This is a genomic window from Streptomyces sp. R33 (assembly GCF_041200175.1).
GTDB lineage: Bacteria > Actinomycetota > Actinomycetes > Streptomycetales > Streptomycetaceae > Streptomyces > Streptomyces katrae_B.
In genome coordinates this window covers 758692-780704 of record NZ_CP165727.1, presented here as the reverse complement: position 1 = coordinate 780704, position 22013 = coordinate 758692, and the positions used below count along the sequence as shown (strand labels likewise).

20 protein-coding genes are annotated in these 22013 nt (G+C 71.1%); 11 read left to right on the top strand and 9 right to left on the bottom strand.

Features of this window, described 5'->3' with window-relative positions:
- Positions 1 to 3: 3 nt before the first annotated feature.
- Positions 4 to 633, bottom strand: coding sequence for a TetR/AcrR family transcriptional regulator (locus AB5J51_RS03955; protein WP_053788818.1), 630 nt, complete (start codon positions 631 to 633; stop codon positions 4 to 6).
- 100 nt (positions 634 to 733) lie between these two features.
- Between AB5J51_RS03955 and AB5J51_RS03950 the strand changes: the two genes are divergently transcribed.
- Complete coding sequence (locus AB5J51_RS03950) at positions 734 to 1768, top strand: aldo/keto reductase (RefSeq protein WP_369776856.1); 1035 nt, start codon at positions 734 to 736, stop codon at positions 1766 to 1768.
- A 7-nt stretch (positions 1769 to 1775) separates the two neighbouring features.
- On the opposite strand, the gene AB5J51_RS03945 is transcribed toward AB5J51_RS03950, so the two are convergent.
- From AB5J51_RS03945 to AB5J51_RS03935, 3 genes are all read right to left on the bottom strand, one after another.
- The gene (locus AB5J51_RS03945) at positions 1776 to 2204 is read right to left on the bottom strand and encodes a hypothetical protein (protein ID WP_133895696.1); all 429 of its coding nucleotides are present in this window, start codon (positions 2202 to 2204) and stop codon (positions 1776 to 1778) included.
- Positions 2205 to 2450: 246 nt separating this feature from the next.
- Positions 2451 to 4067, bottom strand: coding sequence for an alpha/beta hydrolase (locus AB5J51_RS03940; protein WP_369776855.1), 1617 nt, complete (start codon positions 4065 to 4067; stop codon positions 2451 to 2453).
- A gap of 12 nt (positions 4068 to 4079) precedes the next feature.
- A complete protein-coding gene (locus AB5J51_RS03935; RefSeq protein WP_369776854.1) occupies positions 4080 to 5627 on the bottom strand; it encodes an alpha/beta fold hydrolase in 1548 nt (515 codons plus the stop codon).
- A 220-nt stretch (positions 5628 to 5847) separates the two neighbouring features.
- On the opposite strand from AB5J51_RS03935, the gene AB5J51_RS03930 reads away from it, so the two are divergent.
- The gene (locus AB5J51_RS03930) at positions 5848 to 6738 is read left to right on the top strand and encodes a DUF4436 family protein (protein ID WP_369776853.1); all 891 of its coding nucleotides are present in this window, start codon (positions 5848 to 5850) and stop codon (positions 6736 to 6738) included.
- Positions 6739 to 6987: 249 nt separating this feature from the next.
- Here the strand turns inward: AB5J51_RS03930 and AB5J51_RS03925 are convergent, their stop codons facing one another.
- Positions 6988 to 8256 (bottom strand): YhgE/Pip domain-containing protein, encoded by a 1269-nt coding sequence (locus AB5J51_RS03925; protein ID WP_053788823.1) that lies wholly within the window; start codon positions 8254 to 8256, stop codon positions 6988 to 6990.
- Positions 8257 to 8505: 249 nt separating this feature from the next.
- On the opposite strand from AB5J51_RS03925, the gene AB5J51_RS03920 reads away from it, so the two are divergent.
- On the top strand, positions 8506 to 9123 hold the full coding sequence (locus AB5J51_RS03920) for a TOPRIM nucleotidyl transferase/hydrolase domain-containing protein (protein ID WP_369776852.1): 618 nt from the start codon (positions 8506 to 8508) through the stop codon (positions 9121 to 9123).
- A gap of 112 nt (positions 9124 to 9235) precedes the next feature.
- The gene (locus AB5J51_RS03915; protein ID WP_369776851.1) at positions 9236 to 10021 is read left to right on the top strand and encodes a DUF4190 domain-containing protein; all 786 of its coding nucleotides are present in this window, start codon (positions 9236 to 9238) and stop codon (positions 10019 to 10021) included.
- 20 nt (positions 10022 to 10041) lie between these two features.
- Here the strand turns inward: AB5J51_RS03915 and AB5J51_RS03910 are convergent, their stop codons facing one another.
- The 3 genes from AB5J51_RS03910 to AB5J51_RS03900 form a co-directional block, all read right to left on the bottom strand.
- Complete coding sequence (locus AB5J51_RS03910; RefSeq protein ID WP_369776850.1) at positions 10042 to 11565, bottom strand: AMP-binding protein; 1524 nt, start codon at positions 11563 to 11565, stop codon at positions 10042 to 10044.
- A gap of 48 nt (positions 11566 to 11613) precedes the next feature.
- Complete coding sequence (locus AB5J51_RS03905) at positions 11614 to 13236, bottom strand: alpha/beta hydrolase (protein WP_369780213.1); 1623 nt, start codon at positions 13234 to 13236, stop codon at positions 11614 to 11616.
- Between the two features lie 240 nt (positions 13237 to 13476).
- On the bottom strand, positions 13477 to 14049 hold the full coding sequence (locus AB5J51_RS03900; RefSeq protein ID WP_053788827.1) for a TetR/AcrR family transcriptional regulator: 573 nt from the start codon (positions 14047 to 14049) through the stop codon (positions 13477 to 13479).
- A 120-nt stretch (positions 14050 to 14169) separates the two neighbouring features.
- Between AB5J51_RS03900 and AB5J51_RS03895 the strand changes: the two genes are divergently transcribed.
- Together AB5J51_RS03895 and AB5J51_RS03890 are read left to right on the top strand one after the other, a co-directional pair.
- Positions 14170 to 14619 (top strand): nuclear transport factor 2 family protein, encoded by a 450-nt coding sequence (locus AB5J51_RS03895; protein WP_133895689.1) that lies wholly within the window; start codon positions 14170 to 14172, stop codon positions 14617 to 14619.
- A gap of 114 nt (positions 14620 to 14733) precedes the next feature.
- Complete coding sequence (locus AB5J51_RS03890) at positions 14734 to 15570, top strand: hypothetical protein (protein ID WP_369776849.1); 837 nt, start codon at positions 14734 to 14736, stop codon at positions 15568 to 15570.
- Between the two features lie 55 nt (positions 15571 to 15625).
- Here AB5J51_RS03890 and AB5J51_RS03885 read toward each other — a convergent pair whose 3' ends face one another.
- The gene (locus AB5J51_RS03885) at positions 15626 to 17257 is read right to left on the bottom strand and encodes a carboxylesterase/lipase family protein (RefSeq protein ID WP_369776848.1); all 1632 of its coding nucleotides are present in this window, start codon (positions 17255 to 17257) and stop codon (positions 15626 to 15628) included.
- Positions 17258 to 17546: 289 nt separating this feature from the next.
- Between AB5J51_RS03885 and AB5J51_RS03880 the strand changes: the two genes are divergently transcribed.
- From AB5J51_RS03880 to AB5J51_RS03860, 5 genes are read left to right on the top strand one after another with little or no spacing between them, the layout of a single operon-like run.
- The gene (locus AB5J51_RS03880) at positions 17547 to 18671 is read left to right on the top strand and encodes an ABC transporter substrate-binding protein (protein WP_369776847.1); all 1125 of its coding nucleotides are present in this window, start codon (positions 17547 to 17549) and stop codon (positions 18669 to 18671) included.
- Between the two features lies 1 nt (position 18672).
- Positions 18673 to 19551: a branched-chain amino acid ABC transporter permease gene (locus tag AB5J51_RS03875; RefSeq protein WP_369776846.1), complete on the top strand. Its 879-nt coding sequence runs from the start codon at positions 18673 to 18675 to the stop codon at positions 19549 to 19551.
- The gene (locus AB5J51_RS03870) at positions 19548 to 20525 is read left to right on the top strand and encodes a branched-chain amino acid ABC transporter permease (RefSeq protein WP_369776845.1); all 978 of its coding nucleotides are present in this window, start codon (positions 19548 to 19550) and stop codon (positions 20523 to 20525) included. Before AB5J51_RS03875 ends, AB5J51_RS03870 begins: the two co-directional genes overlap by 4 nt.
- Positions 20522 to 21295 carry an ABC transporter ATP-binding protein gene (locus AB5J51_RS03865; protein ID WP_369776844.1) on the top strand — a complete coding sequence of 258 codons (774 nt, stop codon included), beginning with the start codon at positions 20522 to 20524 and terminating at the stop codon, positions 21293 to 21295. Before AB5J51_RS03870 ends, AB5J51_RS03865 begins: the two co-directional genes overlap by 4 nt.
- Positions 21292 to 21999, top strand: a complete 708-nt coding sequence (locus tag AB5J51_RS03860; RefSeq protein WP_240805649.1) for an ABC transporter ATP-binding protein — start codon at positions 21292 to 21294, stop codon at positions 21997 to 21999. Before AB5J51_RS03865 ends, AB5J51_RS03860 begins: the two co-directional genes overlap by 4 nt.
- The last annotated feature ends 14 nt before the right edge of the window (positions 22000 to 22013 follow it).

Here is a 22013-nt window from a genome sequence, read left to right as displayed (position 1 = left end):
CCGCTACGCCTCGCGTACGTACGCCCCCGCACGCGCGGCCACCGCCGCGGCCGTCGCGCAGCGGTCGGCCGTGGCCTCGTCGAGCGGGAGGGCGGTGGTCAGGAGGCGGTAGTACAGCGGGGCGGACACCGCGCGGATCACCTCGTGCGGGTCGGTGCCCTCCGGCACCTCGCCGCGCGCGGCGGCCTGCTCGACACACGGCGCCCATTCCTCGACCCGGGCCGTGTAGAAGCCGTACAGCGCCTCAGCCGCCTTCGGGTCACAGGTGCCGGCCGCGATCACCGCCTTGAACAGGGCACCCTGCCGGGGATCGGCCAGCGTCCGCTGCACCAGACGGGCGTTGGCCCGCAGGTCCCCGAGCAGCGAGCCCGTCTCCGTACGCGGTACGGACTGCTGCGCCATGTCCAGCAGCAGATCGGTCACGAGACCCGAGACCGTGCCCCAGCGGCGGTAGACCGTCGTCTTCCCGACCTCCGCGCGGCGCGCGATGTCGGTCAGGTCCAGATGGGCGAAGCCCCGCTCTGCCAGAACGTCTTCGGCGGCGCGCAGCACCGCCGTGCGCACCCGCGCCGTACGCCCTCCGGGCCGGGTGGTCCCGGGGTCGGCCTCGGCCTCGGCTTCCGCGAATTCCATAACGGGACTCCTGTTCCATTAACCGTCGGGCCTTGTTACGCTGAGGCCATCTTAACGGAACCGCGGCCCCATTAGTTGGGTGCGTGAGAGGGGATTCGTCATGGAGTACAGGCGACTGGGTACGTCCGGGCTTCAGGTACCCGCGCTCAGCTTCGGCGCCGGAACCTTCGGCGGACGGGGACCGCTCTTCGGCGCCTGGGGGCAGACGGGTATGGAAGAGGCGCGCCGCCTCGTGGACATCTGCATCGACGCGGGAATCACCATGTTCGACACCGCCGACGTCTACTCCGACGGCGCGTCGGAGGAGGTGCTGGGGGCCGCCCTCAAGGGGCGCCGCGACCAGGTGCTGATCTCCACCAAGGCCGGTCTGCCCACGGGCGACGGCCCCGGCGACGCGGGCACCTCGCGGTCCCGCCTGATCGCGTCCGTCGACGACGCCCTGCGCCGCCTCGACACCGACTACATCGACCTCTTCCAGCTGCACGCCTACGACGCCGGCACCCCCGTGGAGGAGGTGCTGTCCACCCTGGACGACCTGGTCCGGGCCGGGAAGATCCGTCATCTCGGCGTCTCCAACTTCTCCGGCTGGCAGGCGATGAAATCCCTCGCCACCGCCGACCGCCGCGGTCGGGAGCGCTACGTCGCCCACCAGGTCTACTACTCCCTCATCGGCCGCGACTACGAATGGGAGCTGATGCCGCTCGGCCTCGACCAGGGGCTGGGGGCGATCGTGTGGAGCCCCCTGGGCTGGGGCCGGCTCACCGGCAAGATCCGCCGGGGCCGGACGCTGCCCGCCGGGAGCAGGCTGCACGACACCGCCGATTACGGTCCGCCGGTGGAGGACGAGCACCTCTACCGGGTGGTCGACGCCCTGGACGAGATCGCGGAGGAAACCGGGAAGGCGATCCCGCAGATCGCCCTGCGGTGGCTGTTGCAGCGGCCGACCGTCTCCTCCGTCATCGTCGGCGCCCGCAACGAGGAACAGCTGCGCCAGAACCTCGGAGCCGTGGGCTGGACGCTCACCCCCGAGCAGATGGCCAGGCTCGACGCGGCGAGCAGCCGGACGGCCCCGTACCCGTACTTCCCGTACCACCGGCAGGAGGGCTTCGCGCGGCTCAACCCGCCGGTGGTCTAGGTACGGTTCAGTTGACGATGGGGCCCGAGCGGGGATCGACGCCGACCCAGACCCCGTAGTCGAAGTCGTCGGGGATGCCGCTGGAGGTGCCGGTGTCTCCGCCCGTGGCCGCTCCGGTGCCGCCACCCCCCTTGGGGGGTTCGGTGTCTCCGCCTGCCGCTCCTGTGCTGCCACCCTTCGGGGGCTCGGTGTCGCCACCGGTCGCGCCGCCGCCGGCGGGGACCTTCGTCAGGAGGTCGCCGCCCTTGGAGATCTTCTCGAGCGTGGAGCGCTTGAGGAACTTCACCAGGCCGGGGTCGTCGGCGTCGGTGGTGATGTTGGCGGGTGCGGCGCTGGGGGCCGCGAAGGCGGTGCTGCTCAGCGAGACGCCGCCGGTGGCGAGAGCGGTGGCGACCATGAGGGCGGGAACGATGCGTCGGGTCCTGGTGACGGCCATGGGAGAGGGTCCTTACGGGGTCGAGGGGGCCGGGCTCCGGACGGGCGGGGGTGCTGTCTGCGCCTCCGTGCCGTCGTCCGTGCTTCCATTGCGCCCCGGCCGGGCGCCCCGGTCACGCCACGGAAAGTCGGGGCTTGACAATCCGGCCCCCAGGGCCGCTCAGCCGCCGTGGCCAGTGGACCCCTCGGCAGCCCGACCGATGCCGTCCCCGGCGGCGGTCAGCGCTGTACGTGCGTTCATGTGAGGTCAGCTCTTCGGGCCGATCTCGAACTCCGGCGGTTCGAGGCTGTTCACGCATCCGGTGTTCGGTGCGGCCGGGTGGTCGAAGAACGAGGCGGTGATCTCCTGGGCGCACTTCGAGGTGGCGAACACCACGTGCGGCTCGTAGGGGATCGTGACGACCTTGGCCTTGCTCAGCGTACGGGCGACGTACGGCCCGTTGTCCGCGCCGGTCTGGGAGTCGAAGCTGCCCGAGAGGGCGAGGGTGGGGATGTCGCCGCGTGTGGCGTCCCGGATCGAGGGTGCCGCCGCGGGGACGTTCCAGACGTCGCAGTCCGGACGGAGGGACGTGAGCTGCGGAGCCTGGGCCTGTACCGAGCGGGGGAACGACGGGAATGCTTCCTGTCCGCCTCGGAGCGCCTGTTCCTGGCTCTCGTACGGCGTCCACTCGCTGCAGAAGACGCCGTAGACGAGACCGTGCGCAGTCCTGCCCATGGCCTGGGGGCTGAGCTTGCCGCCGGCGTACTGCTTGGCGATCCGCTGGGGCTTGCCGTGCGCCAGCTCGTCGAGCGCGATGGGTACTTGGGGCGCCACGTGGGTGGCGGAGGTCATCCAGTTCACCAGCGCCCCGCCGTCCAGCACGACTTTCACCGGCTTGTCGCTCCCGGGGAGCGTGACGGTGGTCGTGACCGGCTTCGCTTCGAGGTCGCGTACGAGCTTGTCGAAGGTGGCCGACAGGTTCGGGTAGCGCTCGTTGCACGCGGGCTGGTCCGCGCAGGCCTTGAACAGGCCGTCGATGCCCTGCCGGGCGCTGCTCCAGGTCATGGCCGATCCGCCCTTGGACGGCGGCAGTATGCCGTCGAGGGCCACCGAGCGGAGCCCGTCGGGGTGCAGACGCATGGAGACGAGTGCCAGGTGGGTGCCGTAGGAGATGGCGTACACGTTCCATTGCTTGATGCCGAGCGCGGTGCGCAGGTCGTCGTAGTCGGCGGCGCTCTCGGTGTCGTTGTAGGCGCCGAGGTCGATCCCGCGGGCCGCCAGCTGGTCGCGGCAGGCCTTCGTGGCCGCGACGTGCAGGCGCTCGGTGGACGGAGCGTCGTAGACGAGGCTGACCGCTTGCGCGTTGAACTTGTCGATGTTGGGGCAGAGGACGTTCGGCTCGGCCGAGTACGTGCCGCGCTGGGACATGAGGATCAGGTCGCGGTCGCGGTTCAGGCCGCCGTCGACCGCCATCTTCGCCTCCCCGACCGCGTCGTCACCGGGTCCGCCCGCGAGCCACACGATGGGGTCGGGTTTCGGTGTGGCGGACCGGGCGGGCACGATCGCGACACCGAGTTTGATCGTCTTACCGGTCGGTTTGGCGCGGTTCTCGGGCACGGTGAGGGTTCCGCAACGGGCCCCCTCGAGCGCCTCGATCGGTTCCGGCGTCTTGGGGCAGGGGCCCGGTTCGTAGCTGGCGTCGCCCACCGTTCGGGCGGCCGTCCCGATCGGCGCTTCCGGGCTGGGGCTGGCTTCCGTGCGGGACTGCGCCTGAGCGGGCGCTGCGAGCAGGCCGGTGACGAGGAGACCGGTCGCTATTCCGGCCGACGTGGCCTGCAGTCGCCGCACGGTGCGCCGACGACGGGGCGCGTGCTGGAGCGTCATCTGCCCTCCCGGTCATTTCGGGATGATGGTGAACGGTGCGGGTTCGAGGCCGTCCACGCACGAGGTGTCGGGAGCGGTCGGGCGAGCGAAGAACGACGCCAGTACGCGCTGCGCGCACGGCGACTGCGGGACCACCCAGTGGCCGATTCCGGGAACCAGCACGGAGGTTGAATTGGACAGGTTGTCAGCCACGCCCTTCGCCCAACTCGCCCCGGTCTTCACGTCGAACGTGCCGGAGACGACGAGCGCCGGCACCGCACTGAACGTGGGCACCCGCTGGATCTTCGCACGGTCCGGAACGTTCCAGACCCCGCACACCGGGTACTGGAAGGGCAGTTGCGGCGCCTGGGCCAGGACCGTGTCCGGCCACTCGGGGTAGGCCTTCTGCCCCGCCTTCAGCACGTCGGCTTCCGAGTAGCCCGGAGCCCACTCGCTGCACGCGATCGAGTTCGTCAGGCCGTGCGCGAATTCGCCGGTCTTCTGGACCGAGCCGGCCGCCCGGGCCTGCGCGAAGCGCTCCGGGTTGCCGCGGCTGAGCTCGTCGAGCGCCGCCGGAATGTCCTTGGGCCGGGGGGTGAAGGCGACGATCAGGTTCAGCAGGGCGCCCCCGTCGAGGACGGTCTTGACCGGCTTGCCTCCGCCCTGCGGCGTGACGTTCAGCGTCAGGGGGTTGGCCTCCAGCTTGCGCACCTGCTCCGTCAGCAGGCCGGGGAGGTCCGGGTACCGGTCCTTGCAGGCGGGCTGCGCCGCGCACGCCTGGAAGATGTTGTGGATTCCCTCCGCGGTGCTGCCCCATGTCCACGGCAGGGTCACGAACTGGGAAGGTGCGATCGAGTCGATCGCCACCGAGCGGATTCCCTCGGGGTGCAGGCGCAGGTACGTGAGGGCCAGGTTGGTGCCGTAGGAGTACCCGTAGACGTTCCACCGGGGGATGTCCAGCGCCTTGCGCAGGTCGGCGAAGTCCGCGGCGTTCTCGGTGGTGTTGTAGGCGCTCAGGTCGACGCCGTCGGCCGTCAGGCGGGCCCGGCAGTCCTTCACCGCCTTCAGCATGATGTCTTCCGCCTGCTGCGAGTCGTATCCCAGGCCCACGGCCTGCGCGTTGAACCGGTCGACCTCCGGGCAGGCGAGGTTCGGCCGGTCGTAGAGGTTGCCGCGCTGGGCCATGACGATCAGCTCGCGGTCCTTGTTCAGACCGGAGTCGATGAGGAAGGGAATGTCGTCGAACGTGTCGGCACCGGGACCGCCGGCCATGAACACCACCGGCTCCGCGGCGGGCTTGTCCGCAGCGGCCGGGATCCTCGCCACGGCCAGCTTGATGGTCCGGCTGCCGGGGCGGGAGCGGTTCTCGGGGACCTCCAGGACACCGCACCGGGCTTTGCTCAGCGCCTCGATGGGCTCGGGCGGCTTCGGACAGGCGCCGGGCACGAACCGGGGGGCTGCCGGGCTGGGCCCGGCACCCCGGGCAGCTGCTGAGGGGGCGCTGCCGGGTGTGGGGCCGAGTGCCGCCAGGCAGGCCAGAGCGGCCGCGGCAGCCACCGCGTGGATGCTGTGCTTCGGCATGTGTTCTCGTTCCTCTGCCGACGTCTCCGGCAGCAGCCACTGGCGGGACCAGGCCGCAACGGTTTGGGCGGAACGCGCCCTTTCGACGCTACCGGGTAGCGCGTTCGGGTGCACGCGGAGCGGTCACCACCCGTAACCCCCGGCCCGTCCGACACGATGGACGCGCGCCGCATCACGGGCAGGCCGAGTCCGTTCCCCTTCCCACCTCGTCGGAGTCACCATGGCCGCACCGCCGGACCCGCCCCGCCCCCGCCGCTCCGGGGGGTCGATCCTGCCGGTCCTGCTGCCCATCGCGATCCTGATCGTGGTGGCGGTGGGCGTGGGCTCGTGGCTGCAGTTCACCGAGCGCCAGGCGGGCGACACGGTCCACACCGTCGGATCCTCAGCCGCCGACCGGGTGGACGTGGCAGCCGCCGTCCAACACGTCGACGCCACGGCCAGAGAGCTGGTACTGCGCGTCTGGGTCACCCCGCGAGGGACCCTCGGCGAGACGGAGGGAGCCGCCCCGGTGGCCGATCTCAGTCTCCAGACCTCCGGGGCCACCCTCGGCGACCTGGAGTTCCCGGCGCACGAGCGGCTCGAGACCAGGGACGTGCAGGTCGCACTCGCGGGTGGGTCGATCAGCGACTACCCGTTCGACACCTACGAGACCGCCATCGCGTTCAGGGCGCAGTTGGGAGGCAAGCAGGTGCCGGTGCGCCTGCTGTTCACCAACAACGACACGCTCTTCTCGATCTCCGCGGAACCCGAGCCCTCCCGGCAGGAGGCCGTCGTGGCGCTGAGGCTGTCCCGATCGGGCAGCCTGATCGTCTTCGCGGTCTTCATGATGGTCGTGATGTGGGCGCTGGCGGCGTCCGTGCTCCTGGGCACCTGGTACCTGACGACCCGCACCGAGGGCCTGGTCTGGCCCGCCCTCGCGTGGATGGCCGCCACCCTGTTCGCCCTCTCGGCGTTCCGCAACACGGCCCCCGGCACACCACCGATCGGCTGTGTGCTGGACTGGTTCGCCTTCCTGTGGGCAGAGACCATCATCGCCCTCTGCCTGATCACCGTGGTCGTCACCGGCGTCCGCACCGCCCTCCGCCCGGACGACACCCGGCCCCCGCCGTAAGACGCACGTGCGCGGGTGCGCCCGGCGCAACGGGTCCATCATGGAAGACGCGGGCCGGAGTGCTGTGCGGCCCTTGCTCGTGCGCGCGACGCGCGCGTCAGCCGGGAGGTGATCCCATGGACGTGAACATGGATGAATCGCGCAGGGCTTGGGCGATGATCATCGGAATCCTCTTCGTCATCCTCGCCGACCTCGCGGCGATCGTCCTCATGAACACCGTGGGAAAGTGACCGGCCGGGTTTCACGGGGTCAGGCGGCTTGCGGGGTGAGGCGCTTGTGCCCCTTGCGGTCGTAGTACGTGGTCATGGCGAAGCCGAAGAGCAGGGCGAGGACGACGCCGATCGCGATCATGATCCAGGAACGGGTGAGCCCCGCATCGCCACGGGCGTCGAAGTAGAGGATCGCGCGCACCCCGTCGCTGAGCTGCCGCATGGGCTCGAAGTGGGACAGGAACCGGTAGAAGCCGGGTACGGCCTGGAGCGGCACGGTGGCGCCCGACGAAGGCAGGCCCAGGACGATGAACACGAACATCGACACCAGTTGGCCGATCCCGCCGAACGCGGCATTGATGGCCTGCACGCCCAGGCCGACGGCGAGGGCCGCACAGTACGAGTAGACCCACAGCAGGGGCAGCTGGGACGCGTCCATACCGAGGATGCCGACGCAGGCGACGAGGACCAGCGAGGCACTGACGAGCGTGATGCCCGCGGTCATCACCATCTTCAGCAGCAGCGTCTGGGTGCGGCTGATCGGCACGGTGGGCCGGCGGGTGTGCCACGGGCCGATCTCGTTGTCCGCGTAGCCGAGGGCCGTGTCGACGCCGTTGCTGATCACGTTGCCGCCCATGAACCCGGCCAGCACGAGCAACAGGGTGTAGTAGAAGGCGGTCAGGCCGAGGCCGCTGTGAATGCCGATCGGGTGCCCGACCTGGGTGACGACGTTCACCGGGTCGGCGAGCAGCAGTTTCCCGGTGGGACTCGCCTGGGCGCCGGCCGCTGCCGCGAGCTGCCTGCCGATGGTCTGGGACGCCTGGTGCGCGGCCTTGGTCGTGATCTGACTGGCGAGGGAGGAGCCGAGGCTGCCCTTGCCGGGATTGGTGAGCACGGTGATCGTCGGCGCTCGGGTCGCCCCCGGCGTGGTGAGGGCGGTGACGTCGTCCGTGAAGCCGGCCGGGACGATCAGGGCGCCGTAGACCTTGCCCGAGTCGAGCTGATCCTGGGCCTGGACACGGGTCAGTGTGCGCCACTCGGCCTTGCCGCCCCCGGTGTCGGCTGCGATGGCGGTCGTGACCTGTGTGCCCAGGTTCTCCTGCTGCCCGGGCGGCGGTTTGCCGATGTCGTCGTTGACGAGGGCGATGGGCAGGTCGCGGAGGTCCCGGTTGGGATTGACGATGCCGCCCATGTAAAGGAGGGACAGCAGCAGGGCGAGCAGCCCGGTGAGGACCGTGGGTACCAGCCACAACTGCGGGCGGCGCAGCAGCGTCGCGGCAGTGGCCTGAGGGGCTGCGGGCTCGGCCATGTTTCTCCGGGGGTTCGGGCGGTACGAAGGCCGCGCAGCGGGTGGGGACCGGGCCGAACGGGCGATGCCCGTGGCGACCGTACGAGAGGCCAGCATGCGGCCCGTACCCACGCGCGCCGTCGCACGCCTCGCGCTCCTCCCTCCGTTGCAGTACGGGTACGGCGGCGGGTGTCGCACAATCCCCGGGACCTGGACGGCGCCGGGCAAAATTCCGTGCCGTACCGGTCGGTGTCCGTGCAGACTTGCTCCATGGTGGACATCGGGGCGTTCCGGGACGCGGTCGGCCGCTGGGCGACCGGCGGTCCCGGCGGACCGGCGGGCGATATGGCGGAGCAACTGGGGCTGCGGACGGCGGTTCTGCTGGAAGGGCTGAGTGACCTCGCGGCCGTCGAGGCGCTGGCCACCCTGCGCGGCCGGGACCTCGCGGCCGAAGGGGTGGGCGTCGTGTCGATGGGCGGTGCGATGAGCGTGGGGCGCTACGCAGGCCTTCTCGGGCCGCCCGGGCTCGGCCTGCGCCTGACGGGGTTGTGCGACGAGCGCGAGCAGCGCTACTACGACCGTGCCCTGAATCGGTCCGGGGCGCCGGGCCCGGGTTTCTTCGTGTGCGCGGCGGACCTGGAGGACGAGTTCATCCGCGCGCTGGGACCGGCGAGGGTCGAGGAGATCATCCTGGCCGAGGGCGACCTGCGTGCCTGGCAGACGTTCCTGCGCCAGCCCTCCCACCATGGCCGGCCCCGGCACCAGCAGTTGCGGCGCTTCCTCGGCACGAAGAAGGGCCGCAAGATCCGCTACGGCCGTCTCCTGGTGGAGGCCCTCGACCCCGGACGGGTCCCGGCCCCGCTCGACGACCTCTTCGCGAGCCTTTGACCGTCCTGTCCGCTCCGGTCTGGGGGCAGCGGGCACCAGACCCCCGACCAGGGATTGTCATGCCCTGGCTGTAGGTTTCTTCTCACCCTCTGTGCAAGGAGCACCCACCCGCATGTCCATACCGCCGCAGCCACCTTCGTCCCCCGAGCCGTACCCGCAGCCGGGACCGTACGGACAGCCGGGACAGCCCGGGCCGTACGGCGGCCAGCAAGGCTGGTACGCGCCGCCCCCGATGTCGCAGAAGACCAACACGCTGGCCATCGTGGCCTTCGTCATGTCGGTCGTCTGCGGGATCCCGCTGGTTCCGCTGATCCTCGGCATCATCGCCCTCTCACAGATCCGCGACCGCGGCGAGAGGGGCAAGGGCTTCGCCATCGCGGCCATCGTCATCCACAGCCTGGCCATCGCGTTCTACGCGGTCGTGCTGGTCCTCGGACTCTCCGGAGGACTCGGCGACAGCGCCCCGCCGAAGCGCGACACCAGCGGCCAGGCCACCACCCCGGGCTCCGTCCGCGTGGAGGACATCCGCAAGGGGGACTGCTTCAACACGGGCGGCAAGCTGGCGGAGTACGACGACGAGGAGGGTGGTGACGCCGGCTTCAGGGTGAAGATCGTGCCGTGCGGCGAAGCCCACGAAGGGGAGGCCTACAGCGTCTTCAACCTGGACGGCGGGGCGTACCCGGGCAAGGACAAGGTCATCTCGATCGCCGAGGAGAAGTGCGGCGGCGCGGCGCTCACCGGCTACGTCGGCGCGGACGCGAAGCTCTCGGAGACGCTCGAGGTGTACTACTACTACCCGCAGCCCACCACTTGGATCCGCGGCGACCGGGAGATCACCTGCTTCATCGGCGACACCAGCGGTTCCAGCACCGGCTCCCTCCGCGCCGCCGGTTCCTGACCCGCTGTCGTCGGCCGGGGCTACGGGGTGGTGGGTGCAGGACCCGATCCGGCAGCCCGCTTCCGCAGCAGGCGCTTGTCCGGCTTGCCCCGGTCGGTGAGGGGAAGGGCCGACTCCCAGAAGACGGCGGTCGGCCGGTGGGCCGGTGACAGCGCATCGGCCGCCAGCCGGCACGCCTCGGCGGCCACCGTGCTCGTAGGAGCGTGACCCGGCGCCGCCACCAGGAAGGCGCACACCTCCTCGCCGGTGAGATCGCCGGCCCGGCCCACCACCGCGGCCTCGGCCACGGCGGGGTGCCGGGTCAGGGCCGTCTCGATCGGACCGCAGTAGATGTTCACACCGTCCACGATGACGACGTCCTTGACCCGGTCGTCGAGGTAGAGGTACCCGTCGGCGTCGAAGTGACCGAGGTCCCCGGTCCTGAGCCATCCGCCTCGCATCACCTGGGCCGTGAGCTCGGGCTGGTTCCAGTAGCCGGCCATCATCATCGGGGACCGCACCCACACCTCTCCGGTACGCCCTCGCTCCGACTGCGCCCCGTCCTGGTCGCGCACCTGTACGTCCACGCCGGGCGCTGGACGGCCGACGGAGCTCAGGAGGTGCGGCCGGTCGGTCACCCCCGCGTCGTGATCGGCCGCCGACAGCCTGCAGATCACCCCGGCTTCGTTCATCCCGTAGCCCTGCCGCCACCTCGGCCGCGCACCCCAACGGGTCAGAGCCTGCCGCAGCCGTTCCGGGTGGATGGGAGAGTTCCCGTACGACACCCGGGTGAGCCCCGGCACGCCGTCGGCGGTCGCCGGGTCGTCCAGCAACCGGTACACCATCGAGGGCGTCAGGTACGTGGACACGGGCGCCAGGCGCCGGCAGGCGGCTGCGAACTCCCGCGTGTCGAAGAGCCCGAGGACCTCCACCCGGCCTCCCTCGCGCAGGTGTTCCAGGCACCGGCCCCCGGAACGCTGCGCGAGCGAGGTGACCGACAGATAGACCGGCGCCGCAGGTCCGCCGGCCTTGCCGCGCTGACCGCGCGTGGCGGTCCGGTCCGCCATCGCGGCGAAGGTGGAGGCCACCCCCTTGGGCCTGCCCGTCGTGCCCCCGGTGTACGTCACCCGCGCAACGTCGTCCTCACGGGCCTGGACGGGCACGGGCCGGACTTCCCGGGAGCGGGCCAGCCGCAACAACGTCTCCAGCCCGATGCGCGCAACCCCTGTGTCCGGCACCGGGGTGTCGTTCACCACCACGACCGGCGCGCAGTCGCGCAGCAGGAAGTCCAGGCCATGGGTGGCGGGGCCGACGATCACCTGGGTCAACCGCGCGCCCAGTACGTGCGCGGCCAACCGGACCAGCAGCACCTCGGGCCGGTTGCCGCTCACGCAGGCCAGCCCCGCGCCGCGCCGCACCCCGAGCTCCCCGAGGACGCCCGCCAGCCGGTACGTATCGGCCAGCACCTCGGAAAATCCCGCGACCACGGGCCCGGACCCGATCGCCGGGCGCCCCGCGTTCCGTTCCAGCGCACCGATCAGGTCCGTGACATACCGCGCAGTCATCTCCACCGCCACCGCCTCTGCACCCGTCCCGACCAGTCTCCAACGTGCTCAGCGCAGGACGGGGATCACATCGCGCGTTTCGTCGGCCTCGATGCCCGTGGTCCGGCGGGCGATCGGTTCCGGGGGCGTCTCGTCCGCACAGACGGTGCCCCGCGCAGGCAGCGCCTTGGTGGCGAGGTAGTCCGTGACCAGGGCGCTGACGCAGGCGCTCCGGTTGTAGGCGGTGTGTCCTTCGGCGGCGAAGGTCAGCAGCCGTCCGTTGTCCAGCGTTCCGGCGAGGGCCACGGCGTCCTGGTACGGGGTGTCCGGGTCCCCGGTCGTGCCGAGGACCAGGATCGGGGCGGAACCGGCCGCCCGGTAGGAGCCCTCGTAGCGGCTCGGGCGCTCGGCCGGCCACTGGGCGCAGGTGGGCGCGTGGTTGTGGTCGTACGTGGGCGGCCCGAGGCCGATGGGGGGTCCCAGCAGCGGAGCGGCGGCGACATGGGCGCTGACCAGCCGGCCGAGGAGCAGGCGGCTGGTGGGGTAGACGCGGTCGGCGCACTCGACGGCCATGTTGACGTTGAGGAAGTCGAACGACGCGGGGGAGGGCGGTGACAGCAGGAACGAACCCTGGTGTGCCTGCGCCGCCCGCAGGGCCTGTCCCAGGTAGGGCCAGATCTCCTTGCCGGAGTTGACGTTGAACATCAGCCGGTAGGCGAGGGTGTAGCCGGTGGCCGGGCGCCCGCTCGCGGTGATGACGGGGTCGGCGTCCAGAGAACGCTTGAGTTCCTCGAAGGCCTCCCGCGGCCGGCCCTCGCCGAATCCGCAGGCAGTGGCGTTCTGCGCGCACCAGTCCAGGAACCGGCCGACCGCCGCGTCCAGGGCGACGAACTGCCCGGCGTCGTAGGCGTACGGCACATCGGCGTAGCGCCGCGGATCGTAGGCCCCGTCCAGGACCATGGCGCGCACGCGCCGCGGAAACTGTGCGGCGTACACGGTGCCGACGTAACTGCCGAAGGAACGGCCGTAGAAGGAGAGCGTCTCCTCACCGAGGGCCTGCCGCAGCAGGTCGATGTCCTTGGCGTTCGACCCGGTGCCGACGAACGGTACGAGCTCCCCGGACCGCTCCTGACAGGCGTGGGCGAAGTCGAGGCCCTGCCGGACGGCTGTGTGCAGGGCGCCCGGGCCGGGTCCACCGAGCGCCGCGTCGACGGCGGCGGAGTACTCCTTGTCGTTCCAGCACTCCACCTGCCCGCTGCGCGCCACGCCGCGCATGTCGTACCCGACGACGTCGAAGGCGCCGCGGAGGGAGGCGGGGAGCGCGTCGTAGCTGTTGCGGGCGAAGTCCACACCCGAGTTGCCGGGTCCGCCGGGGTGCAGCAGCAGGACGCCGGTGCGGTGCGCCGGGTCGGCGGCGAGGCGCCGGGTGACCGCGAGCGGGATCGTACGGCCGGTGGGCCGGCGGTAGTCCAGAGGCACCAGGGCGGTCGCGCATTCGAAGCCGTCGCCGGGGTCGTCGGCGTCCGCGCCGTCGCAGGGGCCCCAGGACAGCACGGGAACGGGCGGGGCGGCGAGGGTCGTCGCCGTGGCGGTCCCGGGTGCGCCCCCGAGGAGCGCGGTGACCGTGATCAGGACGAGGGATATCCCCCACACCACTCGTTTGCGGGGGTCATCAGCCAACCGGGTCTGCATGCGCATGCGGCGGTCCTCCGTCATGGGTGTTGCGGAACGGGCGACAACGTAGCCGCTGGCTGCCGCAGGTGTCGGCCCACCAGGAGTTGATTCCTCCCTACCACCACGAGGTGCCCTCTACTCCCCCGGGGGGAAGCGCCGGCTACAACCAGGGTTGTACACACACGGAAAGGGCTCGGGCCGGCGCTCCAACCCGGCCCGGTCCGCTTCCCGTTCCCCGCAGCCCGGCGACGCAGCCGGTCAGCGTGGCCGGAGCCCGTCGAAGACCACCTCGAAGATCCGCTCCCGGGCCGCCGGGTCCGCGCCGAGCTGCTCCAGCATGGTGCCGGTACCGACCAGCAGGGCGAGCAGCTCCGGCAGGCGCAACTCCGGGCGGACGACCCCGGCCTGCTGGGCCTCGGACAGCAGGCCGGCCAGCCGGGTCCGGATCTCCTCGCTCGGCTCGTGCAGCGATGCGTGCACGTCCACCCCGGCCGCGGCGAGCGCCTGGGCGAACTCGTTCTTGCCCGCCGACTGTTCCACCACCAGGCGGAAGCAGGCGAAGAAGGCCTCGGCCGGATCGGCCCGGGCCGCCAGCTGCTCGGTCATGGCCGCGATCGCCTCCAGCCTGCGCACCATCACCGCCTCCAGCAGCGCCTCCTTGGTGGGGAAGTGCCGGAAGAGCGTGCCGACCCCGACTCCGGCGGCCCGGGCGATCTCCTCGGTCGGCACGCCGACGCCGCGGGTGGTGAACACCTCCGTGGCGGCATCGAGCACCCTGGCCCGGTTGCGGGCGGCGTCCGCCCGCAGCGGGCGCTCCTGAGCGCCAGTCATCCCTTTCCGCCTCCTCTGCATGCGGCGAAAGAAGCCCTGGACAACCGGAGTTGCCAGTCCGTATCGTTGAAAACGGAGCCGCTAGTCCGATTCTAGTACTGATCCCGCCGGAGGTTGATCATGCCCAAAACGCTGTCACCACGAGAGGTCTTCCACAAGCTGCTGGAGCGCATCAGTGAGGGGCGGTTCTCGGAGCTGGCCGAACTCTACGCGGGAGACGCTGTCGTGGAGACCGTCTTCGAGCCGGTCGGGCCGCGCCGTTTCGAGGGCCGGGCCGTGCTCGAAGCGCGGTTCGCGCAACTCTCCGCGGGTATGCCCGTAGAGCTGACCCCGGTGAACGTGGTCGTCCGGGAGACCGATGACCCGGAAGTGGTCATTGCCGAGTGGGACTACCGGGTTCGCCACCGGGTGACCGGACGGACCTTCGAAAGCGCCAACATCCAGGTACTGCGGGTCCGTGACGGCCTGATCGCCGGCAGCCGGGACTTCCACGACCACCTTGCCCTCGTGGTGGCGGGCGGCGGCCTGCCGGAGCTGGTGAAGGCGTTGGAAGGCGAGCAGCACGAGTAGGGCCGCCGAGTAACCGTGTGAGCTCCTGCGCGCCCCGTGACGTTCGTTCACCCAACGCAGTGAGAGGGCAGGTCACGCCGCGGGCCGGGGGACGTCGGAGGCTATGGTCGGCGGGTGAGCCACAGCGAAGGGCGTTCCGGGGGAGCGGGACCATTCACCACCCGGCTGACCTGGCGCCCCGTCAAGGGGGGCACGGCGGTCTGGGAGTCGCGCGTGGCACGCAAGCGCGGACTGCTCCTCGTGAGCGCCGCGGGCGAGCACGAGCCGAGTCCCCGCATCGCTGACGGGGTGTCGGTCAGCCGGCTGCGCCGGCTGAACACCGTCGCCGCGCTTGCGTTCACCGTCGGCGGGGCCCTCTTCGCCTTCGGGGCCTGGGTCGCCCAGTTCGGCTCGAGTGATGCAACGGGCGCCTGGATCTACTTCGCCGGGGGCCTGTTCTTCAACACGGGCGGCTACGCCTCACTGCTCCAGGCGATCAACGCTCCCCGCCCGGAGGCGGGAGCGGGCTCACTGGCCACGCGAGCCTGGGCCTGGTGGAGGTACGAGCCCTACCGGATCGACTGGCTGAGCACCTTCGTGCTGTTCATCGGCACCCTCGTGTTCGGCATCAACCTGCTGAGCTCCCTGTTGCAGGGGCTCTCGCTCCAGCAGGTGAACAGGCTGATCTGGGCCCCCGACATGGTCGGGTGCATCCTGTTCCTGGTCTCGGGGCACCTCGCTCTGCTCGAGGTCTGCCATGGCCGGCCGGGCGTGCGCTCCCGCGACCTCAGCTGGTGGATCGTCGCGATCAATCAGCTCGGATCCGTCCTCTTCCTCATCTCGGCTCTGGCGGCCTTCACCCGTCCCGCGACCGGAAGCCTGGTGAACGAGGACATCGCCAACTGGGGCACGCTGACGGGTGCGCTCTGCTTCTCGGCCGGGGGAGTCCTCCAGCTCTTCGAGCGCCCCTGAAGACCGACACCCCGTTGCCGGCGGCCCGGCCCCCTGGCAGGGCCGGGCCGCGTGGTCATGAGGCCGTCGGCCGGCGCAGGCGCCGCCAGTACCCGGCGAGGTCGTCCGTGGCGGCGGTGACCGTGTCCAGGCGCATCGTGGTGCGGGAGTCCCGCTCGTAGCGCTGCCAGTGCGGCATGGCCTGGTGGTTGGGATCGCCGGTGCGGATGAAGGAGATCCACGCCGCGTGCATGGTCGAGGCCAGCCCCTCACTGATCCGCGGGTCGAGCCCCGTCAGGAAGGGCGCCCCCGACCACTTGTCGAAGTTGTCGAAGACGAACGGCAGTTCCAGGCAGTGCGCCGCCGCGAGCCGACCGCCGTGCGCGGGGGTCGGGAGGTCGAACTGGTACGCCCACACCGGACGCTTGCGCGCCGCCGCCCGCCGTTCGGCGAGTGCCAGGCCGGGCATGCGGAACAGGTCGTCGCTGATCAGGTCCATGAGCACGTCCACCGGCCGGGCGCCCGGCCGGGCTTCCTCGTACGCGCCGTATGCCTCGGAAGCCCGGTTCCCGAAGGTGTCCCGCATCCGGGCCAGCACCTGGTCCTTGGTGGCGGCGGCGTACGTCGGGTCGAGCCCGAAGGCGAAGTTGGCCTCCTCCCTGGTGCAGCCGATCAGGATGTCGATGTCCGCCCCGGGGCCGCTGAGCAGCAGGTCGGAGGGGTGGCGGTCCAGCGTCACCTCGTCGAGCACCGGCAGGAACGGCGTCGACCAGTACCCCCACCGACCGGTGCGCTTGAACATCTCGACGGTGGCGCCCATCAGCTGCTGCCAGGGCAGGGTCCGCAGCTGCGCCACGTCTTTGGCCCCGAGGACGTCGAGGAAGGTGGCGCTGCGCTGCAACGACTCCGCACGCGTGGGGATCTGCAGCCCGAGCGGCGGGCTCTGGAGGATGGCGCGTCGGAAGAGCGGACGGCCCTGGGGCCGGGCACCGGCCAGCGCCGCGACCGAGAACGCGCCACCGGACTGGCCGGCGAGCGTGATGTCGTCCGGGTCCCCGCCGAACGCGGCGATGTTGTCCCGTACCCAGTGCAGCGCGGCGAGCTGGTCGGTGAGCCAGAAGTTCCCCCCGGTGCCGTCCTCGCCGAAGTAGAGGTATCCGAGCGGTCCGAGCCGGTAGTTGATGGTCACCACGACGAGGTCGCCGTCGCGCGCGAAGGTCTCGCCGGAGTAGATGGGCAGTGAGCCGGATCCGGAGATGAAGCCGCCGCCGTGGATCCAGACCATCACCGGGCGCTTGTCGTTGTCGGCCCGCGGGGTCCAGACGTTGAGCGTGAGGCAGTCCTCGTCGAAGGGGGGCGAGCCGTGCGTTCCGAGTACCTGGTCGCCCCCTTCCCGGTACAGCTGCGGCGCACTGGGGCCGAACGCGATCGCGTCGCGCGTTCCCGACCAGCCGGGATGGGGCTCGGCCGGGCGCCAGCGCAGGGCGCCGACCGGCGGCGCCGCGTAGGGCACGCCCTTGAAGACGGTGAGACCTCCCTCGACGACTCCGCGCAGCCGGCCCGCGGGCGCGTCCACGACGGGCGGGGGTTCGTCCGCTCGAGGGGCGGCCTGCCCCGCGTGCCCGGCCGGAATCCCGGAGAGCAGTGCGACACCGGCCAACACCGTGCCCTTCTTGAGGACTTTGCGTCGTGATGGATCGTCGGTCATGGTGCTCACTCCCTGACTGATCGCGGGGCCGCCGCCGCATTGATATGGCGGATATTTGACGACCGCAAGTGTTACTGCATGAGCGCGACCGGGGTCAAGAGGTGGGAGGTTCCTGCCGCTTGACATCTCGCGAACTATTGACGGCCGTCTCAATGGCGCGATAAACACGTGTCACCCTCCGCGGCACCCCATCGCCAACACCCGGTCCACAGGACCGGCACGAACGTACGGAGTCTCCATGGCGCGTCGGTTTCGTCCCGTTGCTCTGATCGCCGTCACAACGGGCCTCTTGCTGACCACCGCGTGCGGTGGCGCCAGCCTCGGGACCGGCGACGGCGACCAGCAGGGCGGGCCCGTGAAGATCGGGCTCCTGGTCCCGCAGTCCGGCACGTACAAGGCGCTCGGCGACGACATGAAGCAGGGCTTCGAGCTGTACGTCAAGCAGCACGGCGGCAAACTCGGCGGCCGCGAGGTGCAGATCGTGATCGCCGACGAGGGGGAGACGGCCGACTCCGGCAAGGCGGCGGCCGAGAAGCTCGTCAAGCAGGACCGGGTGCTGGCGGTGAGCGGCGTGGTCAGCTCGGCCACCATCAACGGGGTCAAGGACCTCTTCGAGAACAGCAGGATCCCGCTCGTCGGCTCGAACGCCTCGCCGACGACGCTGACCGGGACCAAGTACATCTGGCGCACGTCGTACGTCAACGACGAGCCGGGCAAGGCGCTGGGCAAGTACATCGCGGAGAAGGCCGGCGGTCCGGTCTTCCTGATCGCCGCGGGCTACCAGGCGGGGAAGGACGAGGTGGAGGGATTCAAGTCCACCTTCCTCCCGGCCGGGGGCAAGCTCGCGGGCGAGGAGGTCTACACCCCGTTCCCGGCGACGAAGAACTTCCAGCCGTACCTGGCACAGATCGAGAACTCCGGTGCGAAGGCGGTCTTCTGCTTCTATGCGGGCGGCGCGGCCGTCGACTTCGTCAAGCAGTACCGGGACTTCGGGCTGGCCGGCAAGATCCCGCTCTACGCGCCCGGCTTCCTCACCGAGGGCGGCGTGCTGAAGGGACAGGGCGAGGCGGCCGACGGCATCCTCACCGCGCTGAACTACAGCGCGGACCTGGACAACGCGGCCAACAAGCAGTTCGCGCCCGCCTACCAGTCCGCCTACGGCGTGCCTGCGACCACCTACGCGATGGCGTCATGGGACGCGGCGCAGGTGCTCGACAAAGCGATCAAGGCGGCCGGTGGCACCGTGACCCCGGAATCGGTCAACGCCGCCATCGCCAAGGTGGGGGACATCGACAGCCCGCGCGGCACCTGGCAGTTCAACAGCGGTGGTACCCCCGTCCAGCCCTGGTACCTGCGCGAGGTCAAGCAGGGGGCCAACACCGCCGTGTCCGAGCTCGGCCGGCTGGGCGGCTGACATGACCGGATGGTTGGACGGCAACCTCGTCAGCGTCGTCGACGGGGTTGCCTTCGGTCTGCTGCTGTTCACGATCGCGGTCGGACTCTCCCTGGTCTTCGGCATGATGGACGTGCTGAACCTGGCCCACGGCACGCTCTACCTCGCCGGAGCGTACGTCGCCTACGCGCTGTCCGACGGGAGCGTGTGGGGTCTTGTCCTCGCGCTGGCGGCCGGCGCCCTGGTGGGCGGCATGGGCGGGGCCGCGCTGACGTTCCTCACCCGGCCGCTGGCCCGGCGCGGGCACCTGGACCAGGCCGTGCTGACGCTCGGCATCACCTTCATCGTCGCGGACCTGCTCGCCGCGGCCTTCGGCGGCGAGGTGCTGCCCACGGACCCGCCGACCGCCCTGCGCGGCACGGTGGACCTCGTCGGCCACGCGTATCCGGTCTACCGGCTGGTGTTCATCGGCGTCGCGGCCGCCCTCGCGCTCCTCGTCCACCTCGTCTTCGAACGCAGCTCGCTCGGGGCACTCGTGCGAGCCGCCGTCGCGGACCGGGACATGGTGCGCGCGCTCGGGGTCGACGTCCGCAAGGTGCTGTACGGGATCTTCGCCTCCGGCGCGGCCCTGGCGGTGGTCGGCGGTGTCCTCGGGGCACCGATTCTGGGCCCCGGTCCGGGCGTCGACGAGAGCGTACTCGTCCTCTCGCTCGTCGTCGTGGTCGTGGGCGGCCTCGGGTCCGTGCGCGGCGCGCTCGCCGGAGCGCTCCTCATCGGCCAGGTGCAGACCCTCGGGGTGGCGCTGCTCCCCGAGTACGCTCCCTTCCTCCTCTTCGGCACGATGCTGCTCGTGCTCGTCGTCCGCCCGAACGGCCTGATCCCCTCGGCGGTGCGCACATGAGCCCGAACAGAGCTGCCCGGAGGGGCGCGCGGCCGCTGTCCGTGACCGCCGTCGTCGTCGCACTCGCCCTGGCCCCCTTCGTCCTCGACCCGTACGCCGTCGGCACCCTGTCGCGGATCCTGGTGTTCGGGCTCCTCGCCATCAGCGTGAACCTGCTCACCGGCCTGACCGGACTGCCGACCCTCGGTCAGTCGGCGTACTTCGGAGTCGGTGCCTACACGGCCGCGATCGTGGCGACGCGACTCACCGACATCGGAGTCCTGCAACTCCTCATCGCCGCCGGCGTCTCCGCGCTGGTGGCGGTGCCGACCGGGTGGCTGGCGGTGAGGGCCCGGGGCGTGGTCTTCCTGATGCTGACACTGGCCATCGGCGAGATCGCGTACAGCGCCGCCGTCAACTGGAAGTCGCTGACGAACGGCACCGACGGCGTATCGGGCATCCCGGCCGTGGTACCGCTGCCCGGCATGCCCGCGCTGGCGCTGGACGGCCTCGTCTACTTCTACGTACTGGCGGTGTTCCTGCTGCTCTTCGCCGCCGTCTCCCGCCTGGGATCGACCCCGTTCGCCCTCGCCCTGCGCGGCGTCCGCGACAACGAGCCACGGATGAGGGCGATCGGCTATCCGACGCAGCGCTACGCCCTGACCGTCTACTGCGGCGCCGGGGCGCTGGCCGGCGCCGCCGGAGCCCTGTGGGTCTCGGTACAGCGCTTCGTCTCGCCCGGCGACGCCGGATTCGAGATCGCCGCCCTGGCGCTGCTGGCCGTCGTCATCGGTGGCTCCGGCTCGATGTGGGGAGCCTGCGCCGGCGCCGCACTCGTCTGGCTCACCCGGGACTACCTCGGAAACCTCGAAGCCGTCGCCGGGCGTGGCCCGTTGCTGCTCGGGGTGCTCTTCGTCGTCGCCGTCTACGCGCTGCCCCGCGGGCTGGCCGGCGTACGGCTGCCGCTCGCGCCGACCCGGAAGAGAACGACGTGACAGACCACGACCACAGCCACCCTCTGCTCGAACTACGGAAGGCGTCCCGGCACTTTGGGTCCTTCCGGGCCCTGGACGAGGTCTCCCTCGCCGTGAGGGCAGGGGCGCGGCACGCGATCATCGGCCCGAACGGCGCGGGCAAGTCGACCTTGTTCGGCCTGATCTCCGGAACGCTGCCGGTCACCGCCGGATCCATCCTCGTCGACGGGAAGGACGTGACCCGGCTGCCCGTGCACCGCCGGGTCGGGCTCGGCGTCGCAGCGACGTTCCAGCACTCCAGTCTCTTCATGCGGGAGTCCGTACTGGAGAACGTCATGCTTGCCGTGTTGCGCCGGGCCGGGAGAGGCCTCGGCGGATGGCGGAAGGTCGGCGCCCGCCCGAAGGAGCTCGCACAGGCGCACGCGCTGCTCGAACGGGTGGGTCTGCCCGCCCGGCACGAGGTCGCAGCGGCCGCGCTCTCGCACGGTGAGCGGCGGCAGCTGGAGGTCGCCGTCGCACTGGCCACCGACCCCCGGCTGCTGCTCCTGGACGAGCCGGCCGCCGGCATGTCTCCCGCGGAGACCGCACGGCTCACCGACCTGATCGCCGCCCTGCCCGGCGAGGTGACCGTACTGCTCATCGAACACGACCTCGACATGGTCTTCGAGCTCGCCGACACGGTCACCGTCATGCACCTCGGCAGACACGTGATGACCGGCTCCCCGGACGAGGTACGGGCCTCCGCCGAAGTCCAGAGCGCCTACCTCGGCACCGTGGAGGTCTCCTCGTGAAATCGTTCTTCAGCGTGCGTGAGCTGCGCTCCGGGTACGCCGGAGGCGTCGTCCTCGGCGGTGTCGACCTCGATCTCGACGCGGGCGGGATCGTCGCCGTCCTCGGGCGCAACGGGGTCGGGAAGACCACCCTGATCTCGACCGTCATGGGGCTCGTCCGGCCGTACGCAGGCAGCGTCACGCTCGGCGGACAGGAGATCGCCGGGTCCCGCGTCGACGTGATCGCCCGAGCCGGGGTCGGCGTCGTCCCGCAGGGGCGCCGGGTGTTCGCCCCGCTGACCGTGGCCGAGCACCTGACGATCGCCTCGCGGCGCCCGGCGACGGGCCCGTGGACGAGGGCCCGCGTCCTCGGCCTGCTGCCGCGGCTGGGGGAGCGGCTCGGCCACCGCGGGGACGAGCTCTCCGGCGGGGAACAGCAGATGCTCGCGATCGCCAGGGCGCTGCTGGGCAATCCGCGTCTGCTGCTGCTCGACGAACCGTCCGACGGCCTCGCTCCCGCGATCGTCGCCCAGGTCGGGGAGGTGATCCGCGAGGTGGGCGCGCAGGGCATGTCGGTCGTGCTCGTCGAGCAGAACCTGGGGCTCGCCTTCTCCGTCGCGCAGGAGGTCGCGGTCATGCAGAAGGGACGCATCGTCCACCGAGCGTCCTGTGCGGAGTTCGCATCCCGTCCCGAGGACCGGCGGCGCCTGCTCGGCGTCGACTGAGCGGGACCGTCCAG